The organism is Dyadobacter sp. CY351 (genome assembly GCF_021502625.1).
GTDB classification, from domain to species: domain Bacteria; phylum Bacteroidota; class Bacteroidia; order Cytophagales; family Spirosomataceae; genus Dyadobacter; species Dyadobacter chenhuakuii.
In genome coordinates, this window is record NZ_JAKFFU010000002.1 from 453,743 (window position 1) to 470,952 (window position 17,210).

The 17,210-nt window shown below is 46.8% G+C and carries 15 protein-coding genes; 10 read left to right on the forward strand and 5 right to left on the reverse strand.

The features are described 5' to 3' along the window. Window positions 1-70 precede the first annotated feature (70 nt). Both L0660_RS03980 and L0660_RS03985 read left to right on the forward strand, forming a co-directional pair. Window positions 71-271, forward strand: a complete 201-nt coding sequence (locus tag L0660_RS03980) for a hypothetical protein (protein WP_233795664.1) — start codon at window positions 71-73, stop codon at window positions 269-271. Between the two features lie 2 nt (window positions 272-273). Next, window positions 274-666, forward strand: coding sequence for a type II toxin-antitoxin system VapC family toxin (locus L0660_RS03985; RefSeq protein ID WP_235158268.1), 393 nt, complete (start codon window positions 274-276; stop codon window positions 664-666). Between the two features lie 5 nt (window positions 667-671). Here the strand turns inward: L0660_RS03985 and L0660_RS03990 are convergent, their stop codons facing one another. Both L0660_RS03990 and L0660_RS03995 read right to left on the reverse strand, forming a co-directional pair. Next, on the reverse strand, window positions 672-2,765 hold the full coding sequence (locus L0660_RS03990; RefSeq protein WP_235158269.1) for a pyrroloquinoline quinone-dependent dehydrogenase: 2,094 nt from the start codon (window positions 2,763-2,765) through the stop codon (window positions 672-674). A 13-nt stretch (window positions 2,766-2,778) separates the two neighbouring features. Continuing rightward, on the reverse strand, window positions 2,779-3,732 hold the full coding sequence (locus tag L0660_RS03995; RefSeq protein ID WP_235158270.1) for a sugar phosphate isomerase/epimerase: 954 nt from the start codon (window positions 3,730-3,732) through the stop codon (window positions 2,779-2,781). Window positions 3,733-4,074: 342 nt separating this feature from the next. On the opposite strand from L0660_RS03995, the gene L0660_RS04000 reads away from it, so the two are divergent. The 8 genes from L0660_RS04000 to L0660_RS04035 all read left to right on the forward strand — a co-directional run bounded on the left by L0660_RS04000 (window position 4,075) and on the right by L0660_RS04035 (window position 13,700). After that, window positions 4,075-5,361, forward strand: coding sequence for a Gfo/Idh/MocA family protein (locus tag L0660_RS04000; RefSeq protein ID WP_235158271.1), 1,287 nt, complete (start codon window positions 4,075-4,077; stop codon window positions 5,359-5,361). 56 nt (window positions 5,362-5,417) lie between these two features. Then, window positions 5,418-5,849: a tRNA (adenosine(37)-N6)-threonylcarbamoyltransferase complex ATPase subunit type 1 TsaE gene (gene tsaE / locus L0660_RS04005; protein ID WP_235158272.1), complete on the forward strand. Its 432-nt coding sequence runs from the start codon at window positions 5,418-5,420 to the stop codon at window positions 5,847-5,849. A 37-nt stretch (window positions 5,850-5,886) separates the two neighbouring features. Further along, complete coding sequence (locus tag L0660_RS04010; RefSeq protein WP_233795670.1) at window positions 5,887-7,113, forward strand: alanine dehydrogenase; 1,227 nt, start codon at window positions 5,887-5,889, stop codon at window positions 7,111-7,113. A 32-nt stretch (window positions 7,114-7,145) separates the two neighbouring features. Next, a complete protein-coding gene (locus L0660_RS04015) occupies window positions 7,146-7,550 on the forward strand; it encodes a hypothetical protein (protein ID WP_233795671.1) in 405 nt (134 codons plus the stop codon). A 131-nt stretch (window positions 7,551-7,681) separates the two neighbouring features. Continuing rightward, window positions 7,682-8,116, forward strand: a complete 435-nt coding sequence (locus tag L0660_RS04020; RefSeq protein ID WP_235158273.1) for a hypothetical protein — start codon at window positions 7,682-7,684, stop codon at window positions 8,114-8,116. Window positions 8,117-8,294: 178 nt separating this feature from the next. Then, complete coding sequence (locus L0660_RS04025) at window positions 8,295-9,209, forward strand: ABC transporter ATP-binding protein (protein ID WP_235158274.1); 915 nt, start codon at window positions 8,295-8,297, stop codon at window positions 9,207-9,209. A gap of 33 nt (window positions 9,210-9,242) precedes the next feature. Beyond that, the gene (locus L0660_RS04030) at window positions 9,243-10,571 is read left to right on the forward strand and encodes an ABC transporter permease (RefSeq protein ID WP_235158275.1); all 1,329 of its coding nucleotides are present in this window, start codon (window positions 9,243-9,245) and stop codon (window positions 10,569-10,571) included. A gap of 156 nt (window positions 10,572-10,727) precedes the next feature. Further along, the gene (locus L0660_RS04035; protein WP_235158276.1) at window positions 10,728-13,700 is read left to right on the forward strand and encodes a DUF2723 domain-containing protein; all 2,973 of its coding nucleotides are present in this window, start codon (window positions 10,728-10,730) and stop codon (window positions 13,698-13,700) included. A gap of 280 nt (window positions 13,701-13,980) precedes the next feature. Here the strand turns inward: L0660_RS04035 and L0660_RS04040 are convergent, their stop codons facing one another. The 3 genes from L0660_RS04040 to L0660_RS04050 form a co-directional block, all read right to left on the reverse strand. Beyond that, window positions 13,981-15,159 carry an endonuclease/exonuclease/phosphatase family protein gene (locus L0660_RS04040; protein WP_235158277.1) on the reverse strand — a complete coding sequence of 393 codons (1,179 nt, stop codon included), beginning with the start codon at window positions 15,157-15,159 and terminating at the stop codon, window positions 13,981-13,983. Between the two features lie 146 nt (window positions 15,160-15,305). Next, on the reverse strand, window positions 15,306-16,469 hold the full coding sequence (dnaJ, locus tag L0660_RS04045; protein ID WP_233795677.1) for a molecular chaperone DnaJ: 1,164 nt from the start codon (window positions 16,467-16,469) through the stop codon (window positions 15,306-15,308). 15 nt (window positions 16,470-16,484) lie between these two features. After that, the gene (locus tag L0660_RS04050; RefSeq protein WP_374759194.1) at window positions 16,485-17,087 is read right to left on the reverse strand and encodes a nucleotide exchange factor GrpE; all 603 of its coding nucleotides are present in this window, start codon (window positions 17,085-17,087) and stop codon (window positions 16,485-16,487) included. Between the last annotated feature and the right edge of the window lie 123 nt (window positions 17,088-17,210).

The window sequence follows — 17,210 nt, forward strand, 5'->3', positions numbered from 1 at the left end:
AACACTCCCGTGAATATTTGAGTTTTGGAATTAATGACATTATATTTGACTACGACAAAATGAAGCTGCCATGACAACTGAAGAAAAGAAAATTGATATTATCGGAAAAATCATCAGCACGGAGGATGATAAGTTGATCGATATGGTCAATAATCTTCTTGACACCAGCAATCCGGATTCCGGTTTCAGGAAACCAGGTTGGGGTAAAGGCATGGTCGGTCGCATTTCGGACGATTTTGACGACTTTATTCCACCCGGATTCTCACACTAACTATGCACTATTTAATAGACACACACATTTTACTTTGGCATTCAGATAACAATCAAAAACTTTCCAGTCAGGTCATTTCCGAGTTGAATTCTTCTTCTGCGAGCCTTTATGTCAGTCACGCAACTTACTGGGAAATGACGATCAAGAAAGGTTTGGGAAAATTGGATCTGAATGTTCCCATCTCGCAATTCCGGAAAATCGCGATGCGGAATTCCTTTCATTCCCTCTCATTTGACAACGAACATTACGACGTGCTGGAACAGCTGCCTTTGCTCCACGCAGATCCGTTCGACCGGATGATCATTGCGCAGGCCATTGCAGAAAAGCTTACTATCATTACGCAGGACAAGAAGTTTGCCTTATATCAAAAGTTGGTCCCCATTCTTTGGAACTAACATTCCTAAGGCAGCGCGAACGCCACGTATTTATCTCCCGACCTCGTATTCAGCTTACCGCCTCCGCAGGCTATGACGAGGAATTGTTTGCCTTTCACTGAATAGGTGCTGGCTGAGGCGTAGCCGGCGGCGGGTAACGTGGCGGTCCAGAGGATTTTTCCGGTTGCTTTGTCGAATGCTCTGATCTTTTCGTCGCGGCTGGCGGCGATGAAGATCAGGCCGCTCGATGTGACGAGCGGACCGCCGTAATTATCTGTTCCGGTTGGTGGAATTCCTTTGTCTGTCAATGCTTTGTATTCTCCTAGCGACACCTGCCAGCGGCGTTGGCCTGTGTTGAGATCCACGGCGGTAAGCGTTCCCCATGGCGGCTGACTTACGGGATAGCCATTCTTATCATACCAGCGATTATAGCCCGTGTTATGGTAAGGAACCTGCCCGGTGTTGGTGCTGATGATCTCTTGTTCCGTGTTTTTATTTTGTAAAAAATCAATGATCAGATTTTTTTCTGCATCCGAAATGTGCGAAAACGAAGGCATCATTCCTTTTCCCTTTTGTAAAATGGCTGTGATCTGTTCTCGGGATAACCGCTTTTCAACATTCACGAGTGAAGGATAAGAGCCGTCGTGGTTTCCGGTTTTATCAGCTCCGTGACAGGCGGCGCAATTAAATTGATAAAGTTTGCTGCCGTTAACGGCCTTTTCACTCAGCACTTCCTTTTTCTTTAATGTCGTGTAAACCGGAATTTCCTTTGCCGGAATGTACATGATCCCATCCTGATCAGTCGCCGCGCCGCCCCACTGCGCGCCGCCGTCTGTTCCGGGATAAAAAATGGTCATATCACCTGTGATCGGAATGTAAGCCGTTCCGAAGCGCGCATTTTTTAGCAACCCTTCCAGCGAATCGCGGTCTGCGACAAATGAATTAAAGTCTTTTGCACTGAATGTCTGCCTTGTGAACGGCAGCGGTAAGGTAGGAATGGGCTGTGTTTTGCTGGGTTTTTCGCCTTCCATAGCATCCATTGGAAAGGCCGTTTCTTTGATAGGAAACAATGGTTTGCCCGTTACGCGGTCGAAAACAAAGATGTAACCCTGCTTAGTGATCTGCACAACGGCGTCGACTTGTTTTCCGTTAATGTTCAGCGTTACCAGGTTAGGCGGGCACGGCGGATCGCGGTCCCAAATGTCGTGGTGGACGAGCTGGTAATGCCAGAGTCGCCTGCCTGTTGCGGCATCGAGCGCGATGAGGCAATTGGCGAACAAGTTATCGCCGGGCCTGTTGCCGCCCCAGAAATCAAAAGCCGCCGAACCGGTTGGAATGTAAACAATGCTGCGTTTCCGGTCAATGGCCATTCCTGCCCAGGCATTGGCGCCACCGAATTGCTGTCTTGCCGGCTGCGCTAACCACGTGTTGTAGCCAAATTCACCTTTGTTCGGAATGGTATGGAACGTCCAGACTAGCTTACCCGTGACCGTGTGATAAGCACGCACATCGCCCAAAAGCGCCGTTTCGTTCTCTGCAACCCTGCCGCCGACAATGATCAGATCCTTATAAATGGTGTTGGGTGTGTTGGATGATATAAAATCATCAGAGCCAGGGCGTTCAATGCCTGTTTTGAGGTTGATTTTGCCGTGATCACCGAACGAATCAATGAGCCTTCCGGTGTTTGCATCAAGTGCGTAGAGCCAGTTTGCAGCGCCAAAAAAGATGCGTTTACTTTGATTATCAGACCAGTAAGTTACACCACGGCTCAACGTTCCCGCAACGTCCGGCAAATCGCTTTTCCAAATTTCTCTTCCAGTCGCCGCGTCAACCGCAAAAGCCTGGATAGATGCAGAAACGCCATAAAGAATGCCGTTAATAATGATGGGATTGCATTGCATCTGACTGCGGTTTCGTGCTGTATCCGCTCCGCCGGAGGCATATGTCCAAGCGACTTTCAGCTCAGAGACATTATTCTTTGTAATTTGATTAAGCGCGGAATAATGACTTCGTTCACCATTTCCGTTGTATTCCGGCCAGTCCGTATCATTTAAATAGGGAGCAATCGCGAAGCCGGTAACAGCCACGAAAATCAGCGAAAACAAGATCAGGCGTTTCATAATGACGGGCTGTTCATGCTTCCTGCCAAAGTTCTTTTGCTCTTTTCAAATCCCGTCGCATGGCATCGAAAACGACCTTTTTATCCACCGTAATTTTATCCGCGCCCTGATCTGCACCTCCCAGAGGATATTCCAGATGCAGGCAGATCGGAACGTCTACTTTATTGTCTTTCAGTAGTTTAAAATAGGTTTTGAAATCCACCATGCCTTCTCCGAGCGGGACGCTTTTGGGTCCCCATTTGCCATTGGTCTTTTCCCACATAAAATCTTTTAAAACAATGGTCTTAATGCTCGGCTTGATGAGATTGAAGCCCGTTTGCCACGAAAGACCACCTTCCAATGTGGCGTGGCGGATGTCATATTGTGCACCCATGCTTTTAGGATCGGCTTTTTGCAGAATTTCCCAGATCTCAAACATGCTCGCGCCTACTAGTCTGCCCGCGTGGTTTTGATAGCAACCCACAAGCCCGAGCTGGTTATTTAACTGGCTTAACCCAGCCATTTTATCCTTATACTGATCCAGAAGTTGCGGAATGGTTTGCTGTTCGTTGTATTTATACCAATTCATGCGGTAATATTTGAAACCCAGTTTGGAAGCCGTTTCCAGCAGTTTTTTGTCAACCGGATTGGTTGCATCTTCCACGGCGGTGCAGAACATTAAGGGCGTAAAACCAGCCTTTTTCATCGCTTCCGCAGCTTTTGGTAAGTCATTTTCCACATTCTCAGGCAAAACATGTCCTTTCGGGCGCACCGTGAGGTCAATGCCATCGAAGCCGAGTTCCTTGGCGGCATCCGCCATATCGCTATAATTCAGGAAGTGCAGGTGTTTGGAAAAAATGTTGATTTTAGGGACTTCTGCTGCTGAATCAGCCCTTGCCGCAAAAGCATTGTCCGCAATGACAGGAGCAATTGCACCAGCTAAAGCGCTATTGATGAGAAAATCGCGACGGGAAATGTGTTGGGACATGAGGTTTGAATTTAATTTTCGAATGAAAACTTAATGATCATAAGTTTTGGAAAGTTGTTTTTTACTAGATGATAATCAATTTTCTGTGTCGAGTATTTTCCGTCGATTAAAATCGACGGGAATGATTGAAAAATTCGCCGTTGATTTCAATCAACGGATTCTTAAAAAAAAGGAATAGAATTATCGAAAAAAATCTCGCCGTTGATTTCAATCAACGGATTTAAAAAAAAGCGATTGAAAATATTGATAAATAGGATTCCCTATTGATTTCAATCAATGAGATTGGCTAGTAGAAATTTCTTCTTTTTTCTTTGAAATATCAGAACTCAACTTCTAACTGATATGGAAATCAATACATTGAATCGCAGAGACTTCCTGAAAGCCGGCGCAATCATTTCATCATTCATGATCGTTCCAAGGCATGTTTTGGGGAAAGGATATCTGGCGCCGAGCGATAAAATTGCATTAGGATTTATCGGCTGCGGTCGGCAGAGCGGCGGTTTAAGGAATCGTTTTCTGGACACGATGGAAACGCAGATTGTTGCTGCTTCGGATGTGTATGCGGTTAAGCGTGAAGCATTTGTGACCAATGTAAATAAATGGTATGCTGAGAAAGCGGCTCAAAGCAATTATAAGTCAGCCATCGGAATTGAAGATTTTCGCGAGTTGCTTGCCCGTAAAGACATTGATGCTGTGGTAATTGCAGCGCCGGATCACTGGCATGCGTCTATGGCCGTGCGGGCTGCCGAGGCGGGGAAAGATATTTATTGCGAAAAACCGTTATCACTCACTGTCAGAGAAGGACGTGCTATGGTGGATGCAACCCGCAAGCATAATCGCGTTTTCCAGACAGGAAGCATGCAGCGATCGGCCAAGGAATTTACGCAGGCTGTGCAATTGGTGCAAAGTGGCGCCATTGGCAAAGTGAAGCAGGTTTTCGTCAATGTAGGCGGACCGCCGAAAGCATGGGATTTAAAAGAAGAAACAAAACCCGATGGCCTGAACTGGGATCTCTGGATGGGCCCCAATGCCATGAACCGGCCTTATAACAATGAACTGGCACCCGTCATGACAGCCACATTCTGGCCCAAATGGCGTGATTACATTGAATTTGGCGGCGGCGGCATGACCGACTGGGGCGCACATATGTTTGACATCGCGCAATGGGGATTGGGCATGGACGACAGCGGGCCGGTGGAGCTCGTTTATTCAGAGCCTACAAAAGGATTGATTTACAAATATGCCAACGGCGCCGAAGTGATCCACCGGCCGATGGAAGGCAAGCAACATTGTCATTTCGTAGGAACAGACGGTGAGGTTTTTGTAGCAAGAGGAGAGCTGCGCACCACGCCCGAAACATTAAAAGAGAAGACCTTTACCAGTGAGAATTCAAAAGTCTACGTCAGTGATAACCATTATAAAGATTTTCTGAATGCGATCCGCACGCGGAAGCCGCCGATCTGTGATGTGGAAGTGGGGCATAGGACCGCTTCTGTCTGCAATATTGGGAACATCGCGTATCGCCTGCAACGTTCATTAACCTGGAATCCAAAAAAGGAAGAATTTAAAAAAGATAAGGAGGCAAACCAACTTCTGGGCCGCGACATGAAGGCCGAGTGGAAGGTTTAACACAACACTCCGTGATTTAATGTCACGAGTTTTTCCAAAATGTGTATTTTTGTAGCATGTTTGGAGAGTCTGCCGTTATGCAATTTAGTGAGTTGGAAGAACTGGAAACGGTCTCTGCTGATCTGCTGCATCTTGGCAAAGACATTCCCGTATGGCTTTTTGAGGGCCATATGGGCGCCGGCAAGACAACCCTCATCAAAGCGCTTTGCAAAAAGCTGGGCGTTCGCTCACACGTTCAAAGCCCTACATTTTCACTGGTCAACGAATATGACGCCGGTGATAAATTGGTGTATCATTTTGATTTTTACAGGATTAAGGATGAAGTCGAAGCGCTTGATATGGGCGTGGAGGAATATTTCGATTCCGGGCATTTCTGCTTTGTCGAATGGCCGGGGAAAATTGAATCCTTATGGCCATTGCATTATCTGCTGATCCATATGGAAGCGGATGAAAATGGCGTGAGAATGTTAAAGGCAACCCAGGTATAGAGGTCATAATCAATTCGTTTTACATTCACTTTTTTCAATGGCACAACCTCAGATTACCGGTTTCGAAGAGCTTGCCAAGCAGTCGGCGTTGTATCCGCAGGAATCCCTGGTGGCGGTGCGCAAGGATCAGAATTCGCTGCACATTGGCTTGCCGCGCGAAGTTTCTTTGCAGGAAAACCGGATCGCATTGACTCCCGACGCAGTAAAAATCCTCGTTCGAAACGGACATGAAGTGTGGGTTGAAAAGGATGCAGGAAAAGGCGGAAACCTCTCCGACCACGAGTACAGCGAAGCCGGGGCGGTGATCGTGCAAAGTGCCAAAGAAGTGTATCAGGCCAATGTGATCCTGAAAGTGGAGCCGCTGGTGGAAGAAGAGTTCCGTTATATCAAAGCCGGCACAACATTGATTTCGGCAATGAACCTGCCGACGCTGGAAAAGAAATATTTTGAGAAGCTGAATGAGCTGAAAATAACAGGGATCGGTTACGAGCTCATTGAAGATAAAGTAGGAGGGAAGCCCATCATCAGGGCGATGGGCGAGATCGCCGGAAGCACCGTTTTGCTGATCGCTGCTGAATATTTATCCACGCCTAATGGTGGAAGAGGCATCATTCTGGGTGGTATTACAGGCGTTCCGCCCACTAAAATCGTGATCCTCGGAGCCGGAACAGTTGCGGAATATGCCACGCGCGCCGCCATCAGCGTAGGCGCGGATATCAAGGTTTTTGACAAACATATATATAGGTTACAAAGGTTAAAATACGCGATAGGCCAAAACCTTTATACATCCATCATTGACTCGGACACATTAGCGGAGGCCATCGCCCGGGCAGACGTGGTCATAGGCACGATGCGTGCTGAGAACGGGATCAGCCCATTGGTTGTCACCAAAGAAATGGTTTCCCAGATGAAGCCCGGCTCCGTAATCATTGACGTCAGCATTGACCAGGGCGGGTCTTTCGAAACTTCCCGCATGACCACACACAAGCACCCGACATTCAAATATAATGATGTGATTCATTACTGCGTGCCCAACATTCCGTCACGTGTGGCGCATACGGCCAGCACGGCGCTTAGCAATGTATTTTTGCCGTTTTTATTGCAAACAGGCACAATTGGCGGCATCGAAGAAATGATTTATGCCAATCGTTGGTTTATGAAAGGAGTGTATTGTCACAAAGGAACATTGACAAATTCGCATATCGCAAGGAGTTTTAACATGCGCTATAAAGATTTAACATTGCTGCTGGCAGCCAGAATGTAAGGCGTCGGCCGATTTTTTAATTTAAAATAATCATGATTAATAATAGTAATGAAAATGCCCTGATGGACGACGCCAACTCACCTGAGTTGAACCAGAAACTGATGGGTTATATATCGCAGGATTTTATCAAAGTGGCGGATCAGCTCAAAGAAGCGTCTTACCAGATCCGCAAACGCGGCTTTTCTGACTATCCGATTTTTATCGTGAGCAATAGTGAGGTGGAATTAGGCGCACTGCTGATCGATAGGACCGAACTGACAAATAACTACGCCTATCGCGCTAGTTTCATGCAAGAATTCGTGGACAGGAAGCTGATTGGCGAAGAATCGGTTTTAATGTTCACCGAGAATTACAAAAATGCCGACGAGTTCTGCTGCCTTTTTGCATTGATCGGCGATTTTTCCGGCTTTGTTTTTGTGCCTTATCCGGAAGACTAATGTGCCTTTGATATGCCAAAAGCCGATTAATAAACACCGGCAACGGTTGCTAATCAGGTTAGAAGGGTTACAAAGTTTTCTTTCTAGTTTTAGTGATTAATTTAGTGATATTCAGCTAAACGTACCTCTTTATGCAATCAAACTTACCTTTGGAAAAAGAATTAGAGCCCATCTTTTTACAAAAATTCCCTCCGTTTTCAGAGTCTGTCAAAGAATTTTTGGTGCATTACGGGCCCTATTTCATACTCGTTTTATCCATCCTTGGGATTTTAGGCTTGCTTACGGCATTCGGCATTGGTGGCGCAGCACTTGGGCTGGGCGCCGTTTCGGTCGGCATTGGTTTTAACTTTTATGTGAGCATTGCCCTTGGCGTTATCACGCTCATCATGTACGTGCTGGCATTTTCGCCATTGCGTGCCCGCAAGCGCGAGGGTTGGAACCTGCTATATTACGCATTGCTTGTGGGTTTGGTGAGTAATTTGATCCAGCTTAGCATTCTGGGCGCGCTCATCAGCGGCGTCATCGGGTTTTGGGTTTTATTTCAAATCAGAGAAAAATATATCTGAGCACATTTCCTGAATATTTGAAAATCGAAAGCGAGCGGTGATCCGCCCGCTTTTTTTTATTTTACCACTGATCACTCGATTTTAGACGCTCATAATGTAACTTTAATCCGGCCGCTGATTACTTTGCATTTTACACCGCACAAGTTCGCAGCTCATTTTACAGCCGATTATATAGATTATGAATATCATAGAAGTCCGGAATGTTACCAAGGAGTATTCCAATCACGTTGCATTGGATGATGTTAGCATCAACATCCCAAAAGGATGCATTTTTGGCTTGCTAGGGCCGAATGGCGCCGGAAAAACCTCGCTGATCCGGATCATTAATCAGATTACCGGGCCGGATAAAGGTGAAATTTTGTTTGACGGGAAGCATTTAAATCAAAGTCACATTTCGCGGATCGGTTATTTGCCCGAAGAACGCGGACTTTATAAAAAAATGAAAGTAGGGGAGCAGCTGCTCTATCTGGCGCAGCTCAAAGGCTTGTCGCAGAAACAGGCAATGGACAAGCTGAAAACCTGGTTTATCAAATTCGACATTAAAACCTGGTGGGATAAAAGCGTTTCGGATCTGTCGAAAGGAATGCAGCAAAAGGTGCAATTTGTTTCCACCGTGCTCCACGAACCCGATCTGATCATTCTCGACGAGCCCTTTTCAGGTTTTGACCCCATCAATGCAAACCTTATCCGGGACGAAATTCTTGAATTAAAACAAAAAGGAAGCACGATCATTTTTTCAACGCACAGAATGGAAACCGTGGAGGAGCTTTGCGACAACATTGCGTTGATCCACAAAGCCAAAAAAGTGCTTGACGGACCCAAAAAGCTGATTAAGGAACAATTTAAAACCCACACGTATTTTGTTGAATATAAAGGAGATCTGAGCGGTCTGGAAGAATTTTACACGCTTACTCCTGAAAAAGAACTTGAAAACGGTTACAGGCGTACGAACATTCACCTGGGCGAAGTTGCGAGTCCAAATGAACTGCTCAGGGATTTACTGCCGAGAGCGGAAATACGGTCTTTTGGAGAAAACATTCCAAGTATGAGCGACATTTTCATGCGCTCCGTCAATGAAGTCCCCGAAGCATAGTTTCAAGCCGTCCTACATTTAAAACTTTCCACAATGCGCAACATATTTTTGGTAATCAGAAGGGAATATCTCGTAAGGGTCAAAAAGAAGTCATTTCTGATCATGACGCTGCTTGGGCCGTTGCTATTCGTCGCTTTTTACGGTGTAGTGATTTGGGTTGCCGTTGGTTCTGTTGACACAAAAACGGTCCAGGTGCTGGATGAGAGTGGTTTGTTCCGGAATGAGTTCAAGGATAGCGAAACATTGAAATTTGCTTATCTGGATTCGTCCATAGATTCTGCCAAAGTCAAATTCAAAAACAGCGACGCAAATGCATTGGTGTATATTCCTAAAAATGTCATTAAGGAACCGAAAAGCGTCCGTATTTATGCTGCAAAAAATGTGAGTATGGACCTGAAATCGGAAATCGAAAAGGTGATAGAGAAAGAAATCGAAAACATTAAGCTTGAAGAAGCGGGCATTACGCACAAAATCCTGGAAGATTCGCGTGTGAATGTGAGCTCGGAAACCATCAGTCTGAGCGAAGAAGGTGAGAAAACGAGCAGTTCAGGAGCGGCAACGGTGATTGGCGGCATTTGTGCATTCCTTATATATATGTCCGTTTTTATTTACGGCACGCAGGTGATGCGCGGCATAACAGAGGAAAAAACAAGCCGGATCGTCGAAGTAATCATTTCTTCGGTTAAGCCATTTCAATTAATGTTGGGTAAAATCATTGGAGTCGCATTGGTTGGGCTTACGCAATTCGTGCTTTGGATTTTGCTTACGACCGCATTGACGAGCGCTACTTCGGCTGTTTTGAGCAACCAAATGTCCAAAGAATCGCCTGAAATGGCACAGGAAATGGAAAAGGTGCAAAAGGGCATGCCCGGGCCGTCGGGTATGCCGGGCGGTAATGTGGAAAATCCGGTTGCAGAAGTTTTGGGGGCCATCAACAGCCTGAATATTCCCTTGATCCTGGGCTGTTTTCTATTCTATTATTTGGGAGGTTACCTGCTTTACAGCGCGCTTTTCGGAGCCGTAGGTGCTGCGGTGGACAATGATGCAGACACCCAGCAATTCATGCTCCCGATCACATTACCAATCATTTTCTCTTTTGTTTTCGCCCAATTCGTCCTGCGCGACCCCGACGGGACATTGGCATTCTGGACCTCCATTATTCCCTTTACATCGCCGATCATTATGATGGTGCGGATCCCGTTTGGCGTTCCGGCTTGGGAAATTGCGCTGTCTATGGTGCTGCTCGTGCTGGGTTTTATGGGCACAACGTGGCTGGCAGCCCGGATTTACCGCGTTGGTATCCTGATGTACGGAAAAAAAGTAAGTTACAGAGAGCTGGCCAAATGGATCTTTTACAAGTGAAAGGGTTTTAAGTTCTTTAACACTTTTTAAGAGAAGGAAAATCTTACTGTTGAGGTAATTTTGCTAATTTTGGCCGACCATTGATAAAACTGCCCATAGCGAGTTACCGTTTTTGCGCATTTTGCCCATAACATTTTTAAATTTACCGTCTGTCAAATGACCCGTTTCAACCGTTCCAACAACCTTACGGGTTGGATTGTTTTCGCAATTGCATTAATCACATATACACTTACAGTCGAACGAACTGCCAGTTTTTGGGATTGCGGAGAATTTATCGCTTGCGCTTTCAAATTACAGGTGCCACACCCTCCGGGAGCACCTTTTTTTCTGTTAATAGGCCGGATTTTCTCATTATTAGCATTCGGTGACCTCACTAATGTTGCTTACTGGATCAACATGGTTTCCGTGCTAAGCAGCGCATTTACGATCCTCTTTCTATTCTGGACCATTACATTGCTGGCACGCAAGCTGATCGCGAAAAGCGATGCGGACCTTACATCAGGCGACATTATCCTGTTGATGGGCTCCGGAATTGTGGGCGCACTTGCTTACACCTGGTCCGATTCGTTCTGGTTTTCAGCCGTTGAAGCTGAGGTTTACGGAATGTCCTCATTCTTCACGGCGATCGTTATCTGGGCCGTTTTCAAATGGGAACGCGTCGAAGACCCGGCTGCTGAAAACCGCTGGCTGATCTTTATCGCTTACCTGGTCGGGCTTTCAATAGGCGTCCATTTGCTGAATCTGGTAACTATTCCGGCATTGGCGTTGGTTTATTATTTCAAAAAATACCCGAAGGTCAGCGTTTTCGGAGGCATTCTTGCATTTGCCGGCGGGCTTGTTGTCCTGGCTATTATCAACTCAGGAATCATTCCTGGCTTGCCAAGTGTGGCGGGTAAATTCGAGATCTTCTTCGTAAACTCACTTGGGCTTCCTTACAAGTCAGGGGTTATATTTTTCATCATTATTTTCATTGGTGCCATCATTTGGGGGATCCGTTATTCCCACCAAAAAGGCAATGTGCTCCTGAATACCAGCTTGCTTTCACTTGCTTTTGTTTTGATCGGTTATGCAAGTTACCTGATGGTGCTTGTGCGTGCGGAGTACAATCCGCCCATCAATGAAAACAATCCTAATGACGTCCTGAGCTTTGTTTCTTACCTTAAAAGAGAGCAGTATGGCAGCCGTCCTTTGCTTTACGGGCCTTCATTTGTATCCCGTCCGGTAAGCCAGAAGCGTGGTGCGCCTATGTATCGCAAACAGGATGGTAAATATGCTATTTATGACTATCGTCCTGAGTATGAGTACGAACCGGGGAGCAGCATGTTATTGCCGCGCATGTATAGCACGCAGTCGGGTCACCCGCAGCTTTACCAGCAAATGACCGGCCTGGCAGAAGGACAGAAGCCAACAATGGGTAACAACCTGTCTTTCATGTTCTCGTATCAGATCGGGCATATGTACTGGCGTTATTTCCTTTGGAATTTTGTAGGGCGTGAAAGTGACGAAGAGGGGGCTGGTAATATGCTTCCGTGGGATGCCGGCAAAACATACCCTGCACCGATTGCCAATAACAAAGCGCATGACAATTATTTCATGCTGCCATTCATACTGGGATTACTCGGGGTCGTGATTGTTTATTTCAGACAAAAACGCGACCTGCTTGTCCTTGGATTGTTATTTATTTTGACCGGGGTAGCACTCGTTGTTTACCTGAACTCGCCGCCAACAGAGCCTCGTGAGCGTGATTACATTTACGTGGGGTCATTCTATATTTTCTGTATCTGGATTGGTTTTGGCGTCATTTCCATTGCCGATGCATTGAGCAAATTCGTAAAAAGCGCTACTACAAGAGCAGGAGCTGCCACGGCGATCTGTCTGGTTGTTCCCGTTATTATGGGAGTAAAAGGGTGGGATAACCACAACCGCGATAACCGGTTCCATTCCGTGGATTTTGCCAAAAACCTTTTGAACTCCTGCGCACCGAATGCGATCCTTTTCACCGGTGGGGATAATGATACATTCCCATTATGGTATGTCCAGGAAGTTGAAGGGTTCCGGACCGACGTGCGTGTATGTAACCTCAGCTTGCTAGGAACCGACTGGTATATCGACCAGATGAAGCGCAAGACTTATTTGTCAGAAGCGCTTCCGATTTCTCTGGATAAAAACAATTACGCTTTCGGTAAAAATGACATTGTGCCGTTCTATGAAATTCCGAGCGTAAAAGAAGGGATTAACCTGAAAGAATATCTTGGATTGGTAAAACAAGAAAATAAAGCCATTCAAGTGCCGCTAACCAGTGGCGATATGACTTCTATCTTGCCATCATCTGTGCTTTTCCTGCCTGTGAACGCAGAGGCGGTTAAGAAAATGAATATTATCAAAAGCGACCTGATCCCATTCGTAAGCGATTCCATCAGCTGGACCATTGGTAAGGGTGATCTGTATAAATCGGACCTGATCATGCTCGACATCATTGCCACAAACGACTGGAAAAGACCGATTTACTTCTCCTCAACTTTGGGCGGATCGAGTTACCTGAATTTGAAAGAATACATGCAGCTGGAAGGATACGCTTACCGCCTGCTTCCCGTAAAAGTGCCGGGGGCCAGCGACGGCTACGTGAACACGGATGTGATGTACAACAACCTGATGACCAAAATGTTCTGGCGGGAGCTGGATAACCCGAACACCTATTATGACAACACATATCTGGGTTCACCGGTTGCCACGGCACGTATCGCATTCCTTCGCTTAACGGGTCAGCTGATCGCAGATGGCCGCAAGGAGGAAGCTAAGAAAGCAATTGAAAAATCATTGGCCACAATGCCGGACAAAAGCATTCCATACGACCAGTTCTCAGCAAACTTTATCGGACCATTGTTCGATCTGGGTGAAACGAAAAAGGCATTGGAAATAGCAGAAACCATGGCAACCCGTGCCGACGAGGTATTAACGTGGGCCAAAGACAACGGCACCACAAAACGCCGCGACACCAACGTTTATCTCTACATCATGCAGATCATCGTCCAGGAATGCCGCGAAGCGAAGCAAGAAGCCGTCGCAAAGAAATACGAAGCCATATTCCAGAAGCATTTGGCCGCATTTAACATGTATGGCGGGCAGTAAATGCTGTTAATGTAACGAAATGTGGAAGTAATTAAGGGGGCGTTATCACCAAGGTGGTAACGCCCCCTTCGGCTCCGCTCAGGGTGACAGGGCGTCTGTCTTGTCACCCTGAGCGGAGCCGAAGGGCTAGCACAACGGCACCTTCGGAGGCCCGACCGCTGGGCGGCCAACGGCATAGCGGCAAAGCTGAACATCCCTTGTCACCCTGAGCGGAGCCGAAGGGGGCGCTATCACCCAGGTGGGAACGCCCCCGTCGGCTCCGCGCAGGGTGACAGGGAGGTTAATCCAACCTAACCTTCACCCAAACCAACCGGTGATCCGAGCTCGACTCGCGTTTTTCAACCAATTCAGCCAGCGGTTCGCCTTTGGCCGGCCAGAAGACACCGCTATCAATGAACTTCAACCCAGCCTGTGAAGGCAACACGTAATCCGCCCGCATGCGCCAAACTGCTGTGTGGTTTTTAGCGAACGGATTGCTGCTGGAATGTTCCACGCCGCCTTTACTGGCAGGTGTTGCATCGTTGTTGATTTTTGGGTGGGACAAGAGTGACTTTATTCCTTCACCGATTGCATTGCCTTCATCAGGCGAAGCATTTTGATCTCCTAGTATCACGAAACTGGCATCCGGTGCCAATGCGCCGCGTGTCCCTTTGTCATCATAAATGTATGCACCCTGCTCGCCGCTGATGTAATCTTTCCAAAAACGGATTTCATCATGGTTACGCTTGCCATTCCGGTCCTCAGCACCGTCAAAGCTGGGTGGCGTGGGGTGGCTGGCCAGGAAGTGGATCGTTTTTGCGCCCACTTTTACCGGAACATCCCAGTGCGACTTAGACGAAAGCGGAAATTGCTGCCATGCCTCCGGTGCATACCAATCGCTGCCGTCCGGTTTTTTCGTTTGCAAAGCCTGCGGCATATCCTTCCACTTGAAATGCTGGAATGTGCGCACCTGGTCCGTTTCGATCGGGTATTTGGATAAAAGCACCATAGCATACTGTCCTGGATACACCCCGAATCCCCACGCATCCGCTCCGAATCGTTCCGTTTTGCCGTTATTATCAAGATCGAAAGGGCTTGGCTGTCCGGTGTTGGATGTTCCGTAATAGTAATAGGGATAATCAATGGCCTTTGCGCCATCGGAATCAACATTCAGGTAAGCTTTCACAAACTGTAAAACGCCCTGCTGCGGATCGGCGATGTAGTCAAACTCGTTCAGCAGGATCACGTCCGGTCTTACAGTCTTAATAATCCGTGCAATGTTGCGGATCTGTGGATTCGTGCCGCTGGCCAGCTCTTTGACCAACACTTGTTCCGAAATGTCCTTTGTGCCTTTTGGGACATAATTTTCGGCTTCCATACTTACATTATAGGTAGCGAAGGTAAGTTCGGAAGGGTTGTTATTTTGAGCGAAAAGCATTCGGGGAAGTAATAGGGCAATGGTAATTACTAAATGTTTCATATTTGGATTAAATGAATTACAGTACCGGACCGGGTATTGTCTCCGGTTAGAGCGACGACAAGAATAACCACATTCCGGTTCAAAGTAAACAAGCCGCCTCATTGCTGAAACGGCTTGTTATATATTTAACGATTTGATAAACCTTCTCAGTGAAAGAAATCCTTCATTTTGTCAAAGAAGCCTTTCTCATTCTTTCCTGGCTTAGGCTGGAAGTTAGGCGAATGACGAAGTGATTCCAATGTTTCACGCTCGTCAGATGAAAGTTGCTGTGGCGTCCACACATTAATATGAACCAACTGATCACCTTTGCCGTAACCATTCAAATCTTTGATCCCTTTACCTTTCAAACGAAGAATTTTACCAGCCTGCGTGCCTGATTCAATGTTGATCCTGGCTTTGCCGTCAATGGTCGGGATTTCAACGGATGTTCCTAATGTAGCATCGATAAAGCTCAGGTGCATGTCGAAAACAATGTTGTTACCATCTCTTTTCAAATTTGCATCTTCTTCTTCCTCAATCACAATCAGCAAGTCACCCGCTACGCCGCCTCTTGTAGGCACATTGCCTTTGCCGGACATTGAAAGCTGCATTCCTTCGGCAACACCGCCCGGAATGTTCAGGGTGATTAGGTCGTCCTGCAGCAATCTTCCTTCTCCCGCACAAGAATCGCAGCGCTCGCTGATGATCTTTCCGTCACCGTTACAAGTCGGGCAAGTGCTTGTTGAAACCATCTGGCCCAACATTGTGCTTACCACTTTCCGTACCTGACCTGTTCCGTTACACGAATTACAGTTGGTCAGCGACGTTCCGTTTTTCGCGCCATTGCCACCGCAAGTGTTGCAGGTTACATGTCGTTTTACCTTTATTTTTTTCTCAACACCATTAGCGACTTCTTCCAGGTTGAGTTTCAGCTTAATCCTGAGATCCGAGCCTTTACGCACCCGACGGCCGCCTCCACCGCCACCGCGGCCAAAAATGTCACCAAACGGACTGCTGTCGCCGAAAATATCGCCGAATTGAGAGAAAATATCGTCCATCGAAAATCCTCCGCCGCTGAAACCGCCCGCACCGGCACCTGCGCCGCCTACACCCGCATGACCATATTGATCATAACGCGCGCGCTTGTTCTCATCGCTGAGAATGCTATACGCTTCGGCCGCTTCCTTGAATTTGTCTTCCGCAGTAGGATCGTCCGGGTTTTTGTCCGGGTGAAACTTGATTGCCAGCTTACGGTAAGCCTTTTTAATCTCATCTGCGGCAGCACCGCGGTCTACGCCAAGGACTTCGTAGTAATCTCTTTTCTTTGCCATTTTATGTTGCTGAAATTAAGCTCCTACGATCACTTTCGCGTAACGTATCACTTTGTCGTTAAGAAAATACCCCTTTTCGATCTCATCGATCACTTTACCTTTAAGATCTTCAGAGGGAGCAGGGAACTGCGCAATTGATTCGTGAAGCTCTGCATCAAATGTTGCACCCTTGGAATCCATTGGTTTTAATCCTTTGGCTTCCAGTGTTTTGAAAAGTTTTGTGTATATCAAATCAACGCCCTCTTTCAATGCGTCGATTTCAGTAGAGGATTCAAATGATACTTTTGCGCGCTCGAAGTCGTCCACGATAGGCAGGATTGCCTTCACCATGTCCGAGCTGGCGCCAGAGATCATTTCCAGTTTCTCTTTTGCCGTGCGTCTGCGGAAGTTTTCAAAATCAGCATACAGGCGGATATATTTGTCTTTCATCTCCGCAAGCTCGATCCTCGCTTCTTCCATTGGATCTTTTTCAACCGACGATTCATTCAAGGACGCCTCACCAGCAGGCATATCATTCAAAATTTCCTTACCGGCATTGTCCAACGGCACTGAATTTGTTCCACTCGTCTCGTCGTTGTCTAACTTGTCAGCTCCTAGTGGCGCTTGTTCCTCGTTCATTTCGTAATTTTTGTCTTGATCTATATTGAATTCGGTATTTTCAGGCATAATTCTTAATGATATTGTGACGTTTTAATCAACCTTTATTGACCTAAATTATTTTGCCAGGGCTAAATTACTGAC